The following is a 20,362-nucleotide window of genomic DNA, read 5'->3' as shown; positions in this document are numbered from 1 at the left end:
AAAAATTTAATATTATATTTTTTAATTAACATCAATTAGTTTAGTTTTGATTATATCAATATTATTTGTTTGTTTAAATATACCATTTTCATAATAAATTATGTTATCAGCATCCTTAATTGAGCTTAATCTGTGAGTGATCAAAATTTTAGTCAGTTCTGGAAAATTTTTTGAAATTAATTCTAATATTTCCTTTTCTAATTTTTCGTCTAGTGCATTAGTAGCCTCATCAAAGAAAATATAAGAAGATTTCTTATAAAGCGCACGCGCAATACTTATTCTTTGTTTTTGACCGCCTGATAAATTTGAACCATTATCAGCAATAATTGTTTCAATGCCATTTTTGAATTTATTTGTAAATTCATTTATTTTTGTAACCTCACAAATTTTATTTAAAAATTCTTTGTCAATTTTATTAATCTCATCTCCAAAAGTAATATTATTTTTCACTGTATCATTTAGCAAGTAAGGGCTTTGTGAAACATAGCTTAGATTTTGTTGCCAAGCATCTATATTTTTTTCATTTAAGATATCATTGTCTAAAAAAATTTTTCCTTTTGTAGGATTTAAAACTCCAAGCAATAATAGCATTAGTGTGGTTTTGCCTGAACCACTTTTACCTATAATAGCAGTAAATTCTTTTTTTTTAATTTCAAGATTTACATCTTTTAATACAAATTCATTTTTTTCTGAATATTTATAAGAAATATCTTTTAAAATAATATTATCTGTCTTTATAATTCGTAAATTTTTTTTTCTACTTATATTAAAATTTTTATAATTTTTTAAATTTTGATAAATTAATTCGAGAGAAGGTTTTCTATATTTCAATATATTAAATGAAATTATCAAATTATTAAATGAAGGTATCATTTTTACAAGTGAGATAACCAATAGAGTTAATAAAGGTAAAAAAGAAATTAAGGATTTATTATAGTGAACATGAACAATTATTAATAACAGAATAATTGATACACTAATTATTTCCAAAAAATTTTTTGGTAATGATGAAATAAAATTCATAAATAAATTTTGTTTCTCGTATTTTTTGACTGAATTTGAAAACAAACTATAAAAAAAAGAATATTTACTAAAAATTTTAATATCTAAAATTGAGCCAAATGTTTGGTTTATCCATTGAAATAATCTTTCTCTTTCATGTTGGACTATTTTTCCTCTTTCATTGATTGTTTTTCTAAAAATAAAATAAAATAAAATAATTATTAATGATAGTAATACACTTATAATTAATGTTACAAATGGATCAGTCATTACTAATATAATTGCAATACCAAATAACAGCAAAACTTCTCTAGCCAATAAGATTAGATTGTCTATTACATCTATAAAATGTGAAGTTTCAATTAATATATCTCTTGTGATTTGAGAATTGCTCTTTTGTTTAATAATTTCATATTTTTCATCAATATATTTTGAAAACATTTTTACACATAAATTTTTTTTAATTTCATAATTAAAGCTGTAATGGTAAAAATTAAATAAAGTTATAAATAAACCTTTTAATAAAAAAATAAATATCAATACAATACTAGATGAAATTAGAAGTGTTTCTTGATTTTTATTATTAAGAAAATCTAAATCTAAGTTATAATTAGACAGTACAATTTTGAATTGACTCATATCTAAAAATAAATACACAAAAGCAGGAATAGCACTTATACTTAATATTTCTAAAACCGAAATAATCAAAAGACCAATTACAATTAATACTATTTTTTTTTTATCTTTATTTGATATTATGTTAAAAATTTGAGAGATCATTACTTTATTTCGTCAAGAGTTTTTTTTATAAATTGAATTTTATTTTCATTTTCCATAGCAAAATTTTGGCAAAATTGTATTCTTGCTTTTTGTGTTAACTCATCCTTCCACCAACTATCAATATTTTCCCAAATTTTATTTACATGAATTGATGCATAAGAAATATCATCAAAAAAAATTTTTGCTCTTTTTAGTTTTTCAAAAAAAATCAAAGAATTTGCTCTTATTGGATTTTGTTTAATATCAAAATATATAATTGTTGGAACGTTAGCTGATAATGTTTCTAAATATCCAGTTGCATTATATGTAAATAAAGCAAGTTTAGACTTATTGATTAAATTAAATATATTTTGATAGCCCTCATCAATATTTATCTCATTAAATTTACTTTTAAATCTTTGTTTTTCTTCCCATCCAAATTTTCTTGAATGTAATCGAAGTATAAGATTTTTCTTTATATTTTTATCAAATTTTGAAATTAAGTTAATATTTTCATCAAAATATTTTGTCATTTGTGAACTTCTTATATCTGAATGTAATAAATTTACAGAATATCTTGACCTAGATCTTAGCACATAAAGCAGAGAAGAATTTTTAGAATTATCATAACTTGCATCTCTTTTTATTTTTTTAATTGGTTTAAGAATTCCAACAGGGTGAGTTTTTTCATTTTCTTTCCATCCCCAAGTTAAATAAAGATCTGACACTGATCTTTCATACTCTTCGTGTGAAGTAAACAAATCTGATCCATATACTCCTCCATGTTGTCCATGAATTAATTTTGAACACTCATTTACTTTTTCAGCAACATAAAATTTTGATAATGTATAATTACTTAAACCATGAGATGTAAAAATAATTTTAGGTTTTTTTGGAAAATATATTTTTTTAGATTGCTTTTTAATAAAATAAAAATTTTCAAAAAATTGAGTAGGTAAGAAAAAATATAAATTTTCCAATAAAAAATTTTCAAAATTTTTATTTTTAAATTTAAATTTAAAAGTTTTCTTTCTCAGTTTCTCATTATAATTATTTACATTTTTAGTTGATAAATTAAGTTTTGGTAAGAATATTGTAGGAAACTGTTTTAATTTAAAATTTAAATTTATTTCGTCAATTTTTGACATGTAAGTATCAAAAATTAAAATTTTTTGTCTAGATGTTATTGGTGATAAAATTTTTGTTAAAAAATTTATAAAAATCGATTTAAATGAATTATTATTTGTTTGTTTTTTTTTTGGATTAATTTTTAATTCATAGTCATAAAAATTATTCTCATTATTTAATATGTATAATATTATCTTATTATAAATTATGTGATTATATTCATCAGAATACAAACTATGAATAAATTCATCTAATGTTATGTTGGTAAAATCATTTTCATTATAATTGAACTTTGCCGTTTTGAAATTATTTCCATATTTATTGATAAAATTATTAATCGTTTCCCATCTATCATATAAAGTCTGAATATAATACATTAACCATGGTCCTAAATAAATTTTCCAAAATATTTCTTTATAGTCCGATTTAAGATGCTCATTTAATTTTATATAAATATCATTCAATAATTTTCGATGTAATCTACTTAAATATTCATAATCTTTAACTAATTTTCTTTTGTCGTTCCAATGATATTCCAGTATTTTTTTTGGATCTATTTTGTTTTCTAATTCACAATTTAAACACCACGATCCTAAGAAAAAAGCTTTTTTATTATCAATTGTTGAATTTAAGTTTGTTGTAATTAAATCGTAAGCAAATGACATTTAATTTACAGATTTTTTTCTATAATTAATAATTTTGGAACATTCTCAAAAGCATTTGCATCAAGTTCATCGGTTAATAAAGCTATCCTACCATCGTCCAATTCAATTATATCTCTTATTCTGTTCTTAACATCTATATTTTCAATATAAATTATTTTATTTTTCTCATAATCATACTCTAATCTAATTAATTTTTGTCCTAATAGTGAACTGATTATAATATTTTTTTTCCATTCAAAAAAATAATCTGAACTATATATAATTAAATTTGAAATTCCTAAAGCAGGACCCCATGAAAATAATGGATAATTAAATAATTTTTTTCTATTAATTTTATTTAATGGCCAGATTTTACTATTATAGTCTGTTCCAAATGACTGAAAAGGCCATCCATAGTTGTTTCCCTCATAAATTAAATTTAATTCATCCCCACCCTCTGGGCCATGTTCTGTTGAAAATATTTTTTTTTCACTCGTAATAAATAAACCTTGAGGATTTCTATGACCTAAAGAAAAAATTTTTTTTTCATTTGTAAATATATTAACTTTAAATATTTTTCCGTAATCATTATCAATACTTTGACTTAAATTAGGTCCATTTACACCATCAGAATAAAAATCTCCAATTGTTAATAATAAATTTTCCTCATCTAGTTGAAAAATTCTACCTCCTGAAGATCCAGCTGCAAATAGTTCATTTGGTGTAATATCTACATTGATGCATGGTTCTGAAGTAAATATTTTTGACCATTTTTCTTTTGACAGATCAGCATTTATTGATTCTAAGTTTATTTTAAATAGAGATAGTGAATAACAATCATCTACTTTATTATAATCCAAAGATGATAAAATTAACTTTGTATCTCCTTTAAATTTACCTACAAAGATATCTCTTACACCAAAAAGATTACGCAATCTTACAGTCCCCAATTCTTCCTCGTATTTCTGAATAAATAAATTTTTGTTATTATTCAATGCAGAAGATGAAATTTTTTTGAAGAGTTTTTTTTCCAAATCAAATAAGTATATCTTAGCATTGTTATCGACATAAATTATATATTTATCTATTTTATCTATAGCACCATACTTTAAGTAAACTGGTAAATTAAACTCCTGAATTATTAAATCATTTTTAGCAGTTTCAATATAATTTGTTTTTTGTTCAATTTGCTTTGTTTTTGAATTAAATGGAAAAATTTTATAATGATAAGATAATGCACCAAAATAATATGATGCAAGTGAGCAAATTGCTGAAATTATTATTACAAAAAGAATTTCGTACTTTTTTTTTTTAATAAAAACTAACATTAATTGCTGTATTAATATAATAAAATATGTAAATGTCTATTTCTGTATTAAGCAATTATAATATAAATGATCAATTTAGCGATTATTTTTGACTCTTTTGAAAAAGGTGGTGGTGGATTTTATCAATCATTAGCCACAGCTAAATTGGTAAAAAATATCAATCAAAACAATATTAAAAAAATTTATTTTTGTACAACTAAAACTACTCAGAATATTTTGAGGAGTCACAAAATAGAAAGTAAATTAATACAAATAAATTTTTTTGAAAAAATTCTTAACAAATTAGATGAAATTGATTTTTTTTCTTTTATTTTAAAAAAGTTGAAATTTAGAAATTCAATTCATAAAATTTCAGAAAAAAATAAAATAGATTTATTTTATTTTTTAGGCCCATCTAATTTAGTAAATCTTATTAAAAATAGTGAAAAATCGAATTTTATGATTAATATTTGGGATATAAATCATAAAATCAATACTTATTTCCCAGAATACAAATCTATAGAAACATATAATTCTAAAGAAAAAATTTTAAAAAAAACTGTAAATAATGCATATAAAATAATAATAAATAGCCAGAAAGCATTAGAGGATATGAAAGTTCATTACAATTGTGATGAAAATAAAATGTCCATTATGCCTTTTCGAACTCCGCTACCAGAAATATATGAAAATAAAAGTAAAGAAGATTTTGATGAAATTTTTAAGAAATTTAATATAGAAAAAAAAAATAAGATTTTTTTTTATCCAGCTCAGTTTTGGCCACATAAAAATCATGTATATCTATTAGACGCACTAAAAAACTTATTAAAATATAATAAAAATTTTACTTTAATTTTGACTGGTGACAATAAAGGTAATTTAGATTTAATTAAAAAAAAAATCGTACAAGATAAACTTGAGCAAAATATAGAAATGTTTAATTTTTTAACAGTTGATGAAATTATATCAATTTACACAAACAGTGATGCTCTCATCATGCCAACTTTTGTTGCTAGAACAACTTTACCATTACTTGAAGCCTTATATTTTCAGTTACCTATTTTTTATTCAAAAAATATATTGGACACTGAATATTCTAAATATGTCAAAGAATTTGACTTAAATAGACCAAATGAATTAACAGAAATACTAGACGATTTTATTCAAAATCCTCAAAAATATAAAAAAATAGCTGAAAATGGTAAAAATTTTTATCAAAAAATTTCTGATAAAAATAAAGCTATTTTAAAATTAAATTCAATATTTGATGAATATATCTATTTATCATCAAGATGGAAATAAACCTTTTATCATTTTTCTAATTTTTAAAATTAATTTAAAAATATAAGAAACAATAAAATTGTTACTGTGAATATTAAAATAATTGTTGGGTGATGGAGCAAATCCTAAAGTATAATCACTCGGTAAAGATGGATAATAAATACCTTTCTCTTTGAATTTATAATCATAAAAGGGTTTTTCAAAATGTGTTAAGGCAAACAACCCAATAACTTCGTTGTCCCCCCATCTGTATTTGTAATCACCAGAAAATTTATTTACTTCCTCAATATATTCTTGCCAAGGAGAGTTTTTTATTTTTATAATATTATATAGTTCCATGTTACCACATTTAAATTTTAATGAATTAATAATATCTCTGTTATTATTTCTAACTGCTTCTTTTAATTCTAAATTTTTAGGTTCATATTTATACTTTTTTAAATACGAAACAAAAAATTCCCACATTTTTTCTGAAGTTTCTTTTCTTGTTTGAACAGAAACACCATCACCATCGGCATATCCTGTTGCCATTGGATATTCTTCTAAGATATCAAATAAATCAAAATTAATTCTTTTTTTAAACCATGATTCATCATCAAATTTCATTAATTTATCAAATTTCTCCATATCTTTACTCATACAACCAATCTTTCCAAATGAAGTAATATTTGTTGAAAATCTTAACATGTGTAAATAACCAATTCTTTTTTTAGAAAAATTTTTTCTAACATATCTGTTATAAGTCCTATTATAAAATAATTCTTTTTCATCAATATGAGATGGAACTTTGTATTCAATTTCTTTCAAAAAAATATTTTTTGAAAATTTTTTTCTAAGATTGATCAAATAATCATTATTTGTTAATTTTCCAAATGTGTGTAGATAAATTGGATAATCATAATTAAAATTGAAATTTTCATAAAAATTTTCTAAGGTTTTGTGTAAAATCTTTGTTCTTGCAAGCAATATAACTATTCCAGCATTGTGTTTTTTCATAATTGCTTTTTATTTATTTTTTAAGAAGTTATCGTAATGATCTGTTTTATTTTTATCATTAGTACGATTAAATTCATGTTTTCTATATTTGTAAAAAGGAAATTCAAGCCTCCCTACTTTAAATTTTTTTTCAAACCTTACTCTTAGTTCATGCCCTTCTCTCATCTTAAATTTTTCATTATATAATCCAATATCAAACAAACACTCTTTTCTAAACATTACTCCACAAGCAATCTGCTTTTTGAAACAGTTCACTTTTTTTATAATTTGTTCGTTATTGTTTACTAAAACATAATCTGAAGCTACTGCTTGATATTCACGATTCATATCCAAATACAAACTTGAAATATGAAGATAATTTCTTGCTACATAATCATCAGAATCTACTCTTGTGATATATCTACCCTTTGCTTTTTTTAAAGCAATGTTTAGTGACTTTGGCAAACCCAAGTTTCTTTTATTAGTAACAATATGAATATTATGTATTGATTTGTACTGTTTTAAAATTTCTTTGGAACTATCATTCGAATTATCATCTATAATTATTAATTCCCATTTATCTTTTTTAATATTTACCTGGTTAATGATACTTCTAATGCATCTTTCAATCCATTTTTCATGATTATATGCACAGACAATTACGCTAATATCTGGAAATAATGTTTTATTCAAACCTCATACCTCTCAAAACTTGTTTTAAATTATCATAAGTTTGGATAGCAGCTTTTGTCTCTGATTCAAATGTCAAACCTGCCATATGTGGAGTTATAAGCAACTGATTATTTGTTTTAGAAAAATTATAAAGTATATTTTTTTTTAATTCTTTAGATTGCTCATTTTGTATTACATCTATGATTGCTTTAGATTTTTCATTTTTTCTCAAATATCTTATTAATTCTTTTTCATTTACTATTTCACCTCTTGATGAATTTATAAAAATAGATCCATTTTTCATAAAGCTTAAAAATTTTTTATTTACTAAATTTTTTGTCAAATGATCTAAATGGACAGAAACAATTACTGCATCAGATTTTTTTAACATTTCAAACATATTTTGAAATTTTCTAAAATTCTTATTTTTAGATTTTTTATCTGGATCATAAAATCCAATTTTCATACCCATTGAGTAAGCATACTTAGCAACATTTGAACCTATTCTTCCGAAACCTACAATGCCAAGAGTTTTATTGGTTAATTCATTGCCTCTCAAATATCCTTCATTTTGCCTCCAATATCCCATTTTAACATTTAAAGCTCCATTATAAAAATTTTTGAAAGCATTCATTAGCATTAAAAAAGTAAATTCAGATGATGCATAAATTTGATTAACTAATTTAGTATTTTTTAAACTTTTTATTTTTATTTTCTTTATTTTTAAATATTCTAAGTCAATATGAGTGGTACCAGTAGATGGGGTTATAATAAATTTAATTTTTTTTGCCTTTGTTAAAATTGCCTTATCAATTTTATAAGATGGACATGGTGAGCATATCCATCCATCTACATCTGCTATTTCCTTTTTTATATTTGTAGCATGTGCATCATTTTTTATGAAAATACAATTGTAGTTTTCAATCATTTTTTTTTTAATTTCTGGTATAAAATCTAAATTAGCAGAAACTAATAATTTAATTTTCTTTTTATTTCTTAGCCTAGAAATTTTTATTTTTTGAATTTTTTTTGGAAAATTAACTGCATAACCATTTTTAATTAAAGAATCTGCTAATACAAGATCAAATTTTTCATCTATATTTATTGAATGTAAGGGAGACATTATATAGGGCTTCATATATCTACCATGCCTACTCCTTTGATTTAATAAACAATCATTTGTCATTGCATAAATAGATCCATTTCTTATATAACATGGTTCAAAATCTTGCCTTCTAGAAATTTGATTTTTTTCTGGATACTCTTTACAAAAATCTGAAATAGTACTTTTATTTATTCTTTTTAGTCTAGTTGGATGTTTTTCACCTGTATTCACATAAGCAGTAACACTGTCAATTTTATTTCTGTTGCTTTTAGCCAATATTTCTAAAGCTTCATCTATATGATTGGGTCCTCGAAAAGGAGAAACACATGGCAATTCTATTATATAATCATAAAAGCAATTTTTTAATTTTTGGTATCTAAATACAGCGTCGTGAAGAGCATCAACTGAGCTTATTTTATCACCACTTAACTTTTTTTCTCTAAAAAAAGGTACTTGGGCTCCATACTCAACTACTACTTTTGCTATTTTTTTATTGTCAGTTGAAACAATTATTTCATCAATGTATTTAGAGTTTTTTGCAGCTTCAATTGTATAACTTATTAATGGATTATTAGCTAAATCCACTATGTTCTTTAATTTAATTCCTTTTGAACCACCTCTTGCAAGAATTACAGCTAATACTTTTTTTTTATTAATAGCCATATTTTATAAAGTTTCATCAATAAGTTTTTTATTGTTAAAAGTATTTTTGATATCAAAAATAATAGAATTTTTTTTTCCAAATTTCTTAATTTTTTTAATTCCTAATTCAATAAATTCATCATGAGGTACTGATATGATTATAATGTCAAAAAAATTTTTTTTATCAATTTTATTGTGAATTATCATTTTGTCTTCAAAAATATTACTACTTACTTTAGGATCAAAAGCATGAACTTCATTATTTTCTTTGATAAAATATTTTGCTACATCAAAAATTTTTGAATTTCTAATGTCATTGCAATTTTCTTTAAATGCAAGTCCTAAGATCAAAATTTTTTTTTTTTTTCTCATTTTTTTATATTTATGATTATTTTTAATTTTAGAAATAATTTCCAAATACATTAAATCATTTATCTTTCTCCCTGATAATATTACTTTTGGATCATATCCAACTTTTTTAGACTTATAAGTCAAATAATATGGGTCAACTCCTATACAATGTCCTCCTACTAGTCCTGGATGATATTTATGAAAGTTCCATTTTGTTGCAGCTGCATCTATAACATCTTTTGTATTAAGCTTTAATTTACTGAAAATGATTGATATTTCATTCATCAACGCAATATTCAAATCTCTTTGGACATTTTCAATAACTTTTGCTGCTTCTGCAACTTTAATAGATGTGGCTTTATAGATGCCTGCTTTGATAATTTTTGAATATATTTTACTTAATAAATTAAGTGTTTTTTGGTTTGAACCACTTACGATCTTCTTTACATTTACTAACTTATGTTTTTTATCACCTACATTTATTCTTTCCGGTGAATACCCGCAGTAAAAATCCTTATTATATTTAAGTTTAGAATATTTTTCTAATAAAGGAACACAAACTTCTTCGGTACAACCAGGATAAACTGTCGACTCGTATACAACTATCTTTTTTTTTTTTAAAATAGAAGCAACTTTAATTGTAGAGTTTTTAAGCATTTTTAAATCTGGAGTATTTTTGAAATCAATTGGTGTGGGAGTTGTTATAATAATTACACTACAGTCCACTAATTCCTTTATATCTTTAAAAACTAAGAGTTTTTTTGACTTTACAAATTCTGACTTTGGAATTTCATTATTTGAGTCTTTGTTCTTTTTAATTTCTTCAATTCTTTTTTGGCTTATATCATATCCTTTAACTTTAAAATGTTTACCCAATTCTACCGCCAATGGTAATCCAACATATCCCAAACCTACTACACCTATGATTTCATTAATTCTACTCATTATAATATTCTCTATACCATGTCACAAATTTTTTTATTCCTTCATTTACATCAGTAAATTTTTTTGAATATATTTTTTTTATTTTAGTATTATCTGCAAAAGTTTTTTTAATATCCCCGGCTTGTAATTTTAAATATTTTTTTTTTGCTTTTTTTCCGAGCACTTTTTCTAAAATTTCAATATACTTAGTTAGCTTAATAGGATTATTGTTACCTATATTGTATATTTCAAATGGTGCTGTACTTGAAGATGGGTCAGGTTTCTTTTTATTCCACTTTTTTTTCTTGGGAATTTCAATTATGAGTGCAGCTATAGTATCAACCAAATCATCTACATAAGTAAAATCTCTATAATGATTTCCATAATTATAAACTTCAATTTTTTTATTATTTAATATGTTTTTTGTAAATTTAAAAAGTGCCATATCCGGTCTTCCATATGGTCCATATACTGTAAAAAATCTTAACCCAGTTGTTGGTAAATTAAATAAATGACTATAACTGTGAGCCATTAATTCATTCGATCTTTTTGTTGCTGCATACAATTGAATTGGATTATCTGCTGAATTTCTCTCTTTATAGGGAAAGTTTTCATTTGCTCCATAGACGCTACTTGTACTTGCATAAAGTAAATGTTTTATTTTTTTCATTTTAGAAAATTCAAGGACATTAAAAAAACCAATAAGATTTGCATCTATATATGCTTGGGGGTTTTCTAAAGAATATCTTACTCCAGCTTGAGCTGCTAAGTTGACTATAATATCAAATTTAATTTTTACTAGGGGTTTAAATTCTTTTTTTTTGGAAATATCTATTTTTTTAAAAATAAATTTATTTTTAAAATTAGTTTTTAAAATTTGTACTCTTCTTTTTTTTAAGTTTACATCATAGTACTTATTTAAATTGTCAACACCAATTACATTATGTCCATTTTTAAGTAGTTTCCGACATAGATGAAATCCTATAAATCCGGCACTTCCAGTAACAAGTATTTTCATAATTATTATTTAATAGAAAGAACTTTAATAGATTTTTTTGTTAACAAAACAACAAAAAATCTTTTAATTATATTTTTTAGATACTGTAAAATTAGAGTTTTTTTTACTTCTGATCTGGGCAATACATAAAATAATACAATTTTTGGTAAATTTATTATTTTTTGTAATCTTGACTTAATATATAAGGATTTATAACCAAATAATTCCATGTATTCATAGCATAAAGATTCAATTATTTTAATATCATTTGTAGAAAGCACATTTAACCATCGTCTTTTTACATTTTCTAATTTATAAAAATTTTTTGGTATTTTTTTTTTTAAGTCAATTTTATCTTTCATAAGATAAGAGGATTCTCCTTTCCATTTCTTGTTATTAAAAGTAGAAATTAACATTTTAGAATCAAAACTTAAACCGCTCCATTTACAAAACTTGAGTATTTCAAACTTTAGATTTTTATTCATTTTTTCATTTATAAAAAAATAAATATTTTTTAAATTTTTTTTCTTTTGCTGTTTTATAAAATCCCAACCATAAATAAAATTTAATAATATTTTATTCATTTGATGACTATATAAAAAGTTAAGTTTATTAATTTTTTTCATTTGTAAAATACTACCTGCAAATGCTGCTCTTGGATCTCTTATGACAAATAGAAATTTTATATCATCAAAAATAAAGTAATTTTCATGATTCCATGTCATATGCTCGTGGGAAATTATTAACTTTTTTTTTTGAATATTCTCATTTTTCATTTTTAAAAATGCATAATGAATTCCGTAAAACAGGGTTGCATAATTAATTTCTTTTAAATAAAAAAATTCTGATAAAAATTTAGAAAATAAATTTTTTTCTTTTGTATTATTGAAAAATTTTCTTCTAGGTACATTATAAGAATCTTTTTTATGTAAGGTATTTGAAATTAGTCTAATTAATTTTTTTTTTTCTTTAAAAAGTTTTAAATTAATCTTTTCTCTAATTAAAAATCTAAAATAACTAAATGCTGGAAGAATCACTATTTGTTTATGACCATCTAAAAGACTATGTACCCAATCCAATCCATTATGCGCATTAGAAGATATTACTAAAATTGGTAGATTTAATATTTTTGAAATTTCTTTTTTATTATTATTCATTTTTTTTGTATAATATTAAAATCTGAAAGGTTCAAAAATCAAAACTTTGGAAATTTGGTTTTGTCAAATCCCACCATAACTCTTTTAATTTTAAATAAATTTGTATTTTTATCATTTAAGAATCCTGTTGCTATTGGGCAGCTTAAAATATTGAACTGTTTTAAAATATCAATTGTTTTTTGATTGTATTCTCCCTCTGGATAAGAAAAATGCTTTACTCTTATTCCAGTTCTTTTTTTAATTAAGTTTATGCAATTTTTTATTTCACTATACAATTTATTTTTTGGTATTTTGGTAAAAATATTGTGTTCCATAGAGTGTCCTCCTATTTCGAATAGATGATTTTCAGCTGTAGACTTTATCTGTGACCATGATGCAATTTTATAATTTTTTATTAATTTTAATGAATTTTTTTTTTTAGTGACAAAATATAATTCATTAATAATATCATCTTTTTTTTTCACAGATTGACTTTTGCAAAATTTTTTTATTGCTAAAATAGCTTTTTTTTTATCGATATTATTTTTTAACAAATAATTTTTTCTTAAACTTTTTAAGTAAATACTCTTTCTCACTGTATTTATTATTAAGGATTCAATTTTATCAACCCAAAACATTTGTTTTTTTTCAATATTCTGAGGACAAATATAAAAAATAGCAGGGATTTTTAATTTTTTCAAAATTGGAACTGCTTGCGAAAAGTTATTTTCAAAGCCATCATCAAAAGAAATTGCAACGCTATTTTTTTCAAAAGGTATATTGTTTTTTAAATGATAATAAATTGAGTGGATATCTATAATTTTACATTTTTTCTTTAATATTTCCATTTGTTTACGAAAAATTTCTTTATCTAAATGTTTGCCTGAAAAATTTTCGATATTTTTTGATTTGTGTTTAGTAACACCATGATAGCATAAAAAAATCATTTAATTAAATTTTGACAAAATGAATTGAAATTTATTATGGCCTTTTTTTTTAAATGAATATCAATTTTAGAAAAATAATTTCCGATTTTTTGATTTTTTTTTGTAGTAATTTTTTTTGATAAAATATTATTAATAATATTGTTTATTTTTTTGGATACAATTTCGGTTGTTAAAGATTTTAATTGATAGGCTTTCATATTTTTATTTATTCTTAATCTCTTTTGAAAAATTATTCTTCCTTTATCTAATTCTGCATTAACAAAATGTATTGTTGAACCTATATTTTTATAATCTTTAAAATAACATGCCCAAAATTCAGAATCCAGTCCTCTATATTTTTCCATAATACCTCTATGTATATTTATTAATTTTTTTTCAAAAATATTTATTAAATTCATATTAACTTTTTTGGTTCCAAATAAGATTCCTAATTTGGGTTTTAATGATTTAATTTTCATTTTTAATCTATTTGAATTTACATTTTTGAAATAAAAATAATTAGTTTTAATATCGTATTTTTTATTTTTAAAAAAAAATTTGTTTTCAAATTTAAATTCTGCTCTTGAAAATTTATCTTTAAAAAAAATTTTTTCCTCTTTAATAAAGAAAATTATTAGCTCAATATTACTATTACTATTTATGGTTTTTATTAAATATCTATGATGTAGGGTATCAGTTGTTATTAGTACAACTTTGGGTTTATACGCCATTTTTTATTTTTTTATGGATATCTTTTCCCAAATTTACCATTTGTCTAAACTCATCTGGGGAAGCAGAAAGAGAGTGATCTCTAATAAAGGTATTTGACTTATCTAATGTAAAATGTTTTTCAATGACAGTTGCTCCTCTAGAAATAGCAATTAAGGCTGTCTCGATACCTATACTATGATCACTAAAACCCTGAATTTTTTCATGATTTAAAGCATCAAACTTTTTTGGAAGTTCTTTTAAATCATTTAAAGAATTTGGATATGTTGATTTGCACCATAAATAAATAATGTTTTTATTTATGAATGGTAAATTCTCTAGGTCTTCCCACATGCCTAATGAGATAAAAGTTTTAATATCCAAATCTAGAATTTTTTGGCAAAGTTTTATGTCATCAATGAGTGTCCTTGATGCTATCTTAATTTTTTTTGGTTTAAATTTTTTTATCAAATTTAAAGAATCGTAATTAAATACCGAAAACATAAGCTCAATTTCAAAATAATCTGCCCAATCATATAATTGGGCTATTCTATTTTGATCTAAAAAATTTATTTCCTCCGGCTTTCCTCTCCATCCAAGCTGAAACTTTGCTATATCAGCTCCAGACAGTTTTGATTGCTTTATCAATTCATAACAAAGATTAAAATTATTATTATAATTTAAGCCAATTTCTGAAATAAAAATCATCTATGTATAGAAATATATGAATGATATTTTTTTTCAAGGAACATAATCAAAAAAAAATTTATTTTAAAGGAGATAATAATTATCTCTAGCAACTTACTAGTTATTTAAAAAAAAATTCGATTTGAATTACTCAAAATATATTGATCACATTTGATCGAAAACTATATTAGTATAATTATTAGTTTATAAATATTATATATTTGAAATTTTAAGTCTTTTTTTTACTCATGAAAAGTACTAATTGTAAAAGATGAAGATTATTAAAAAAAAAGGTATCCTCTTTTGGATAACTGGACTTTCTGGCTCAGGGAAAACAACATTGGCAAAGAAATTATTTCCTCACATATTAAAAAATTGTGGACCTTCTGTACACCTGGATGGAGATACATTAAGGAAAATTTTAAATTTACATGGATATTCATTCAAAGATAGAATTTCAAATTCAGAAAAATTTACCAAAATTGCAAAATTTTTAACTGATCAAGGAATAAATGTCGTTTTTTCTTTGGTTGGACTCATGGATAAACCAAGGAACTGGAACAGGAGAAATATCAAAAAATATATTGAAATATATATAAAATCAAACGTAAAAAAAATAATTAGTAAAAATAAAAAAAAAATATATAGAAATAAAAAAGATATAGTAGGTATAAGTATCAAACCACAGTTTCCAAAAAAACCTGACATAATTATTGAAAATACATTTAGTAAAAATCTGATTAGTCTTGAATATGAGCTAAAATGGAAAATAAACAAATTATTAAAAAAGAAAAAATATGGTAAATGAAGTTTTAAGCTTGCAAAAACAATACTCTTTGAATGGTTACTTTTTATTAAAAAATTTTTTTTCTCAATCTTTTATATCTCAATTAATTAATGAAATAGAAAAATCAGAAAATACAATTAAATATTATGATAAAGATAACAATCTTAGACGCATTGAGAAACTTTATGACAAAGGTACCCAGCTTAATAATTTAAATAATAAAATTATTCATTTTTTAAACGTTACTTTTGATAAAAATTTTCTAATATTTAAAGATAAATTTAATGCTAAGCCACCTGGTGGGGAAGGTTTTTTTGCACATTATGACGGAATTTTTCATTTTATAGACACTGATAATAAAAAAAGAAAAGGTTGGTATGAATATGGTGATTATTTTATCAATGTATTAATTGCTCTTGATAAGTGTACTAAAGAAAACGGTTCTTTAGAATTGGCTAAGGCACATTATGGAAATTTTGACGAACTTATAAAAAATACAAAAAATAATGGTACGCCTGCATTAAAAGAACAGATAGAATCTATTACTTCATTTAATTTAATAAATTTAGATATTGGAGATATTGTAGTTTTTTCAAACACTTGTCCACATAGATCAAAAAAAAATGAGACTAAAAATAATAGAAGAGTTCTATATTATACATATTCATTAAGTAAATATGGTTCAAAGTATCATCAATATTTTAATGACAAGGAAAAAAGTAAAAATACTTCGAAAGCACTAGTTGATAAATAAAAAGCTTATAATATTGATGATATATTTTTTTTTTTATATATAAAATAATTATCTTTAAATAATTAATGAAAAATAAAAAAAAAGTATATGTTGGGCTTTCAGTTGATATAATTCATGAAGGTCATATAAATATATTAAAGATAGCAAATAAGCTTGGTGATGTTATAGTTGGACTTTTGACAGATGAAGCAATAGCTTCATATAAAAATATACCTCATTTAAATTATAACAGAAGAAAAATTATAATTCAAAATATTAAATTCGTTAAAAAAGTTATTCCACAAAATACTTTAAGTTATGTCCCGAATTTGAATATTATAAAACCCGATTTTGTAGTTCATGGAGATGATTGGAAAATTGGTGTTCAAAAAAAAACTAGAAGTGATGTTATAAAAACTTTAAAAAAATGGTCTGGAAAATTAATTGAACCAAAATATACTAAAAATATTTCATCAACAATTATTAAAAATAAAATCTTAGAAATTGGTTCACTACCACAAAATAGAGTGTCTAGACTAAAAAGACTTCTTTCATCAAAAAAAATAGTTCGTATTTTAGAGTCACACAATTCACTTACAGGATTAATTATTGAAAAACTCAAAATTAAAAAAAATAATATCGATGTAGAGTTTGATGGAATGTGGTCCTCAAGTTTAACAGACTCGGCCACAAAAGGTAAACCAGATAATTCATCTTTAGATTTTTCAGCCCGTATTTCGTCTTTAAATGATATGATGGACTCCACAACAAAACCGTTGGTTTTTGACGCTGACAATGGAGGTCAGATAGAACATATACCATTTCTAATAAGATCTTTAGAACGGTCAGGTGCATCAGCTGTTATAATTGAAGACAAAATTGGATTGAAAAAAAATTCTTTATTTAAAAATCAAAAAGGCACAAAACAGGATAAGCCTAATATTTTTGCAAAAAAAATAAATAAAATTTGTAATTCTAGACAATCTAATGATTTTATGGTGATTGCGAGAATAGAGAGCTTTATTTTAGGTAAGGGACTTAATGATGCTCTAAAAAGAGCTGATATATATTCTAAAGCAGGTGCTGATGCTATACTTATTCACAGCAAAGAAAAAACACCAAAAGAAATATTTGCTTTTGCTCAAAAATTTAGAAAAAGTAAAAATTTTATTCCTTTGGTTTGTGTACCATCTACTTATTCAAAAGTTTATGAAAAAGATTTAATAAAGAATGGTTTTAGTATGGTTATTTATGCCAATCAATTATTGAGAGCCGCATATCCAGCAATGCAAAATGCTGCTAAATCAATTTTGGAACAAGGTCGTGCCTTTGAAGTTGATAAAAAAATAATCTCAATAAAAGAAATAATTAGTTTAATAAAAAATGATTAAAGTTGACGCTTTAATTAGCTTTTTAAAGAAAAATAATACTGACTTTTATACAGGTGTGCCTGATAGTGTACTAAAAGAGTTTTGCTCAATTTTAAAGAATAAAAAAAATCATATCATTGCAACTAATGAAGGTGCAGCTATCTCACTTGGTATAGGTTATTATCTAGCTACTAAAAAAATTCCGTGTGTATATATGCAAAATTCTGGCTTATCTAATGCTTTGAATCCTTTAATTTCAATAGCTCATAAAAAAGTCTATTCCATACCGTTAATTTTAGTTATCGGCTGGAGAGGATCGCCTAGAATTAAAGATGAACCACAGCATAAAGTAAAAGGGGAAATTACACAAAAATTATTAAATTTATTAAATATTAAGCATACTATTATTAGGACTAATAAAGATTTAAATAAATTTGATAAGCAAATAAAGTTTGCAAAAAAAAATAAAACAATTGTAGCTTGCTTAATAGAACAAGGAACTTTAGAAAAAGATATCAAAAAAAATTCTAGAAAAGATTATTATAAGCTCGATAAAGAAGCTTTCCTTAAAATTATGCTTCAAAATATACCAATAAATTCAAAAATTATTTCAAGTACAGGCTATAATTCAAGAGAAATAATGTATTTAGTGAATAAGTATAAGTTAAATAAAACTTATAATTTTTATATGGTCGGGGGGATGGGACACACCTCTTCAGTGGCTCTTGGCTATTCATTATTTAGTAAAAATAAAATTATTTGTATTGATGGTGATGGATCTTTACTAATGCATTTAGGTGCTCTAAAGACAGCAGGATATTTTGCAAAAAATAATTTTAAATACATATTACTTAATAATAATACGCATGATTCTGTGGGTGGACAAAGCACTTATGCTGATAATATTAATTTTGAAAAACTTTCTAAGAGTCTCGGTTTTAAAAAATCTTATACAGTTTATAATCATAAAAATTTAGAAAAAAAAATAAAGAATTTTTTAAATATTAAGGCAGCATCATTTATGGAAGTTAAAGTAACTAATAGCAAAATAAAAAAATTGCCTAGACCCAAAGATCTAATCAAAATAAAAAAAGAATTTATGAATTAATGATTACATCACTAGAAGATATTTCAAATTTTGTTAACAACAAAAGTTTTAAAAAAATTTTAATTTTGTGTGGAAAAAATTCATTTGCAAATTCTGGAGCTAAAAACTTTTTTAAAAAAATTATCAATAAAGAAATAAAATTATTTTATAAAAAATCTGAAATTCCAATACTAGAAGAATTGATAGAAATTATTAAAGAGTTGAAAGATTTTAAGCCTGATTTATTTTTAGCTATAGGCGGAGGAGCAGTCATTGATTATGCTAAGATCGCTAATTTAATCGATATTAGACCTGATCTTTCAGAATTAATTGTAAATTACTCATATCCATTTAAAAAAAAATTTACAAAATTAGCAGCAATTCCTACTACAGCAGGTTCTGGCGCTGAAGTTACGTCTAATGCTGTTATTTATGTGGACGGGATAAAACACTCGTTTGAAAGTGAATTGTTAATCCCAGATTATTTTTTTCTTGTCCCTGAATTTTTAATTTCTGCGCCAGATAAAATAAAAGCATCAGCGGGTTTTGATGCTATCGCTCAAGCTTTAGAGTCTTTAGTATCGAGAAAATCTAATGAAAAAAGTGTTGAATATGCCTCGAAATCTTTAAGAGTTTCTGTTAACAGTTTTATATCTTTTATTAATGATCCAAACATAAATAACGCAACTGAGATGAGTATAGCTTCAAATTTAGCAGGTAAAGCAATTAGTATATCTAAAACTACTGCACCACATGCAACATCATATCCTTTTACATCTTTATTTAATATTAGTCATGGGCATGCTGTTAGTTTGTTTTTTGAAAAATTCTTCAAATTTAACTTCGATAATTTAAAAAGATCAGAGACTTCATTTGATTTAAAAAAGAGATTTGATTTAATATTTCATTTATTTGATGTAAAAAATATAAACGATTTTAATTCTAAAATATCTTTGATTAAAAAAAAAGCTAACTTAGAAGATGACTTTATGAAGTTGAATATCAATATAAAAAAGAACTCTGAAAATATAATGCGGGGTATAAATACATTAAGACTTGGTAATAATCCAGTCAGTATTAATGATAAGGATATCTTAGAAATTCTTATTGAGAATTAGAACAATAATTTTTTATATAATTA

The 20,362-nt window shown here is 23.4% G+C and carries 18 protein-coding genes; 6 read left to right on the top strand and 12 right to left on the bottom strand.

The features are described from left to right. Positions 1–21: 21 nt before the first annotated feature. The 3 genes from ACTT9U_RS03560 to ACTT9U_RS03550 are packed head-to-tail and all read right to left on the bottom strand — an operon-like array spanning position 22 to position 4,861. Entirely contained in the window at positions 22–1,782 is a 1,761-nt protein-coding gene (locus tag ACTT9U_RS03560) for an ATP-binding cassette domain-containing protein (protein WP_440931809.1), read from the bottom strand. Then, positions 1,782–3,554: an LIC12162 family transferase gene (locus tag ACTT9U_RS03555; RefSeq protein ID WP_440931808.1), complete on the bottom strand. Its 1,773-nt coding sequence runs from the start codon at positions 3,552–3,554 to the stop codon at positions 1,782–1,784. The genes ACTT9U_RS03560 and ACTT9U_RS03555 overlap by 1 nt, the downstream gene beginning before the upstream one ends. Before the next feature lie 5 nt (positions 3,555–3,559). Beyond that, the gene (locus tag ACTT9U_RS03550; RefSeq protein WP_440931807.1) at positions 3,560–4,861 is read right to left on the bottom strand and encodes a PQQ-dependent sugar dehydrogenase; all 1,302 of its coding nucleotides are present in this window, start codon (positions 4,859–4,861) and stop codon (positions 3,560–3,562) included. A gap of 66 nt (positions 4,862–4,927) precedes the next feature. Between ACTT9U_RS03550 and ACTT9U_RS03545 the strand changes: the two genes are divergently transcribed. Next, the gene (locus ACTT9U_RS03545) at positions 4,928–6,142 is read left to right on the top strand and encodes a glycosyltransferase (protein WP_440931806.1); all 1,215 of its coding nucleotides are present in this window, start codon (positions 4,928–4,930) and stop codon (positions 6,140–6,142) included. Here the strand turns inward: ACTT9U_RS03545 and ACTT9U_RS03540 are convergent. From ACTT9U_RS03540 to ACTT9U_RS03500, 9 genes are read right to left on the bottom strand one after another with little or no spacing between them, the layout of a single operon-like run. After that, positions 6,128–7,117, bottom strand: coding sequence for a hypothetical protein (locus ACTT9U_RS03540; RefSeq protein WP_440931805.1), 990 nt, complete (start codon positions 7,115–7,117; stop codon positions 6,128–6,130). The two genes, ACTT9U_RS03545 and ACTT9U_RS03540, sit on opposite strands and share 15 nt — an antisense overlap. Positions 7,118–7,126: 9 nt before the next feature. Beyond that, entirely contained in the window at positions 7,127–7,789 is a 663-nt protein-coding gene (locus tag ACTT9U_RS03535) for a glycosyltransferase family 2 protein (protein ID WP_440931804.1), read from the bottom strand. Next, positions 7,782–9,536 carry an NAD(P)-dependent oxidoreductase gene (locus ACTT9U_RS03530; protein WP_440931803.1) on the bottom strand — a complete coding sequence of 585 codons (1,755 nt, stop codon included), beginning with the start codon at positions 9,534–9,536 and terminating at the stop codon, positions 7,782–7,784. The genes ACTT9U_RS03535 and ACTT9U_RS03530 overlap by 8 nt, the downstream gene beginning before the upstream one ends. A gap of 3 nt (positions 9,537–9,539) precedes the next feature. Next, complete coding sequence (locus ACTT9U_RS03525) at positions 9,540–10,811, bottom strand: nucleotide sugar dehydrogenase (RefSeq protein WP_440931802.1); 1,272 nt, start codon at positions 10,809–10,811, stop codon at positions 9,540–9,542. Beyond that, positions 10,804–11,808 carry an SDR family NAD(P)-dependent oxidoreductase gene (locus ACTT9U_RS03520; protein ID WP_440931801.1) on the bottom strand — a complete coding sequence of 335 codons (1,005 nt, stop codon included), beginning with the start codon at positions 11,806–11,808 and terminating at the stop codon, positions 10,804–10,806. The genes ACTT9U_RS03525 and ACTT9U_RS03520 overlap by 8 nt, the downstream gene beginning before the upstream one ends. 5 nt (positions 11,809–11,813) lie before the next feature. After that, positions 11,814–12,944 carry a hypothetical protein gene (locus tag ACTT9U_RS03515; RefSeq protein WP_440931800.1) on the bottom strand — a complete coding sequence of 377 codons (1,131 nt, stop codon included), beginning with the start codon at positions 12,942–12,944 and terminating at the stop codon, positions 11,814–11,816. 38 nt (positions 12,945–12,982) lie between these two features. After that, positions 12,983–13,870, bottom strand: coding sequence for a polysaccharide deacetylase family protein (locus ACTT9U_RS03510; RefSeq protein WP_440931799.1), 888 nt, complete (start codon positions 13,868–13,870; stop codon positions 12,983–12,985). Further along, on the bottom strand, positions 13,867–14,580 hold the full coding sequence (locus ACTT9U_RS03505) for a formyltransferase family protein (RefSeq protein ID WP_440931798.1): 714 nt from the start codon (positions 14,578–14,580) through the stop codon (positions 13,867–13,869). Before ACTT9U_RS03505 ends, ACTT9U_RS03510 begins: the two co-directional genes overlap by 4 nt. Further along, complete coding sequence (locus ACTT9U_RS03500; RefSeq protein ID WP_440931797.1) at positions 14,570–15,265, bottom strand: N-acetylneuraminate synthase family protein; 696 nt, start codon at positions 15,263–15,265, stop codon at positions 14,570–14,572. The genes ACTT9U_RS03505 and ACTT9U_RS03500 overlap by 11 nt, the downstream gene beginning before the upstream one ends. Before the next feature lie 250 nt (positions 15,266–15,515). On the opposite strand from ACTT9U_RS03500, the gene ACTT9U_RS03495 reads away from it, so the two are divergent. The 5 genes from ACTT9U_RS03495 to ACTT9U_RS03475 all read left to right on the top strand — a co-directional run bounded on the left by ACTT9U_RS03495 (position 15,516) and on the right by ACTT9U_RS03475 (position 20,339). After that, positions 15,516–16,052, top strand: a complete 537-nt coding sequence (locus tag ACTT9U_RS03495; RefSeq protein ID WP_440931796.1) for an adenylyl-sulfate kinase — start codon at positions 15,516–15,518, stop codon at positions 16,050–16,052. After that, the gene (locus tag ACTT9U_RS03490; protein ID WP_440931795.1) at positions 16,042–16,785 is read left to right on the top strand and encodes a phytanoyl-CoA dioxygenase family protein; all 744 of its coding nucleotides are present in this window, start codon (positions 16,042–16,044) and stop codon (positions 16,783–16,785) included. The genes ACTT9U_RS03495 and ACTT9U_RS03490 overlap by 11 nt, the downstream gene beginning before the upstream one ends. Before the next feature lie 65 nt (positions 16,786–16,850). After that, positions 16,851–18,155: a phosphoenolpyruvate mutase gene (gene aepX, locus ACTT9U_RS03485; RefSeq protein ID WP_440931794.1), complete on the top strand. Its 1,305-nt coding sequence runs from the start codon at positions 16,851–16,853 to the stop codon at positions 18,153–18,155. Next, complete coding sequence (gene aepY, locus ACTT9U_RS03480) at positions 18,148–19,242, top strand: phosphonopyruvate decarboxylase (protein WP_440931793.1); 1,095 nt, start codon at positions 18,148–18,150, stop codon at positions 19,240–19,242. The genes aepX and aepY overlap by 8 nt, the downstream gene beginning before the upstream one ends. Continuing rightward, positions 19,242–20,339, top strand: a complete 1,098-nt coding sequence (locus ACTT9U_RS03475) for an iron-containing alcohol dehydrogenase (protein ID WP_440931792.1) — start codon at positions 19,242–19,244, stop codon at positions 20,337–20,339. The genes aepY and ACTT9U_RS03475 overlap by 1 nt, the downstream gene beginning before the upstream one ends. The last annotated feature ends 23 nt before the right edge of the window (positions 20,340–20,362 follow it).

The sequence above is a fragment of the Candidatus Pelagibacter sp. genome (genome assembly GCF_052049975.1).
Taxonomy (GTDB): Bacteria; Pseudomonadota; Alphaproteobacteria; order Pelagibacterales; family Pelagibacteraceae; genus Pelagibacter.
Note: the sequence above shows the minus strand (reverse complement) of the source record. Positions and strands in the feature narration are given on the sequence as shown.

What these genes read in the sequence shown, in the direction of transcription:
- ACTT9U_RS03560 (WP_440931809.1), bottom strand. Translation starts at nt 1,782, where the DNA reads ATGATCTCTCAAATTTTTAACATAATATCAAATAAAGATAAAAAAAAA.
- ACTT9U_RS03555 (WP_440931808.1), bottom strand. Translation starts at nt 3,554, where the DNA reads ATGTCATTTGCTTACGATTTAATTACAACAAACTTAAATTCAACAATT.
- ACTT9U_RS03550 (WP_440931807.1), bottom strand. Translation starts at nt 4,861, where the DNA reads ATGTTAGTTTTTATTAAAAAAAAAAAGTACGAAATTCTTTTTGTAATA.
- ACTT9U_RS03545 (WP_440931806.1), top strand. Translation starts at nt 4,928, where the DNA reads ATGATCAATTTAGCGATTATTTTTGACTCTTTTGAAAAAGGTGGTGGT.
- ACTT9U_RS03540 (WP_440931805.1), bottom strand. Translation starts at nt 7,117, where the DNA reads ATGAAAAAACACAATGCTGGAATAGTTATATTGCTTGCAAGAACAAAG.
- ACTT9U_RS03530 (WP_440931803.1), bottom strand. Translation starts at nt 9,536, where the DNA reads ATGGCTATTAATAAAAAAAAAGTATTAGCTGTAATTCTTGCAAGAGGT.
- ACTT9U_RS03525 (WP_440931802.1), bottom strand. Translation starts at nt 10,811, where the DNA reads ATGAGTAGAATTAATGAAATCATAGGTGTAGTAGGTTTGGGATATGTT.
- ACTT9U_RS03520 (WP_440931801.1), bottom strand. Translation starts at nt 11,808, where the DNA reads ATGAAAATACTTGTTACTGGAAGTGCCGGATTTATAGGATTTCATCTA.
- ACTT9U_RS03515 (WP_440931800.1), bottom strand. Translation starts at nt 12,944, where the DNA reads ATGAATAATAATAAAAAAGAAATTTCAAAAATATTAAATCTACCAATT.
- ACTT9U_RS03510 (WP_440931799.1), bottom strand. Translation starts at nt 13,870, where the DNA reads ATGATTTTTTTATGCTATCATGGTGTTACTAAACACAAATCAAAAAAT.
- ACTT9U_RS03505 (WP_440931798.1), bottom strand. Translation starts at nt 14,580, where the DNA reads ATGGCGTATAAACCCAAAGTTGTACTAATAACAACTGATACCCTACAT.
- ACTT9U_RS03500 (WP_440931797.1), bottom strand. Translation starts at nt 15,265, where the DNA reads ATGATTTTTATTTCAGAAATTGGCTTAAATTATAATAATAATTTTAAT.
- ACTT9U_RS03495 (WP_440931796.1), top strand. Translation starts at nt 15,516, where the DNA reads ATGAAGATTATTAAAAAAAAAGGTATCCTCTTTTGGATAACTGGACTT.
- ACTT9U_RS03490 (WP_440931795.1), top strand. Translation starts at nt 16,042, where the DNA reads ATGGTAAATGAAGTTTTAAGCTTGCAAAAACAATACTCTTTGAATGGT.
- aepX (WP_440931794.1), top strand. Translation starts at nt 16,851, where the DNA reads ATGAAAAATAAAAAAAAAGTATATGTTGGGCTTTCAGTTGATATAATT.
- aepY (WP_440931793.1), top strand. Translation starts at nt 18,148, where the DNA reads ATGATTAAAGTTGACGCTTTAATTAGCTTTTTAAAGAAAAATAATACT.
- ACTT9U_RS03475 (WP_440931792.1), top strand. Translation starts at nt 19,242, where the DNA reads ATGATTACATCACTAGAAGATATTTCAAATTTTGTTAACAACAAAAGT.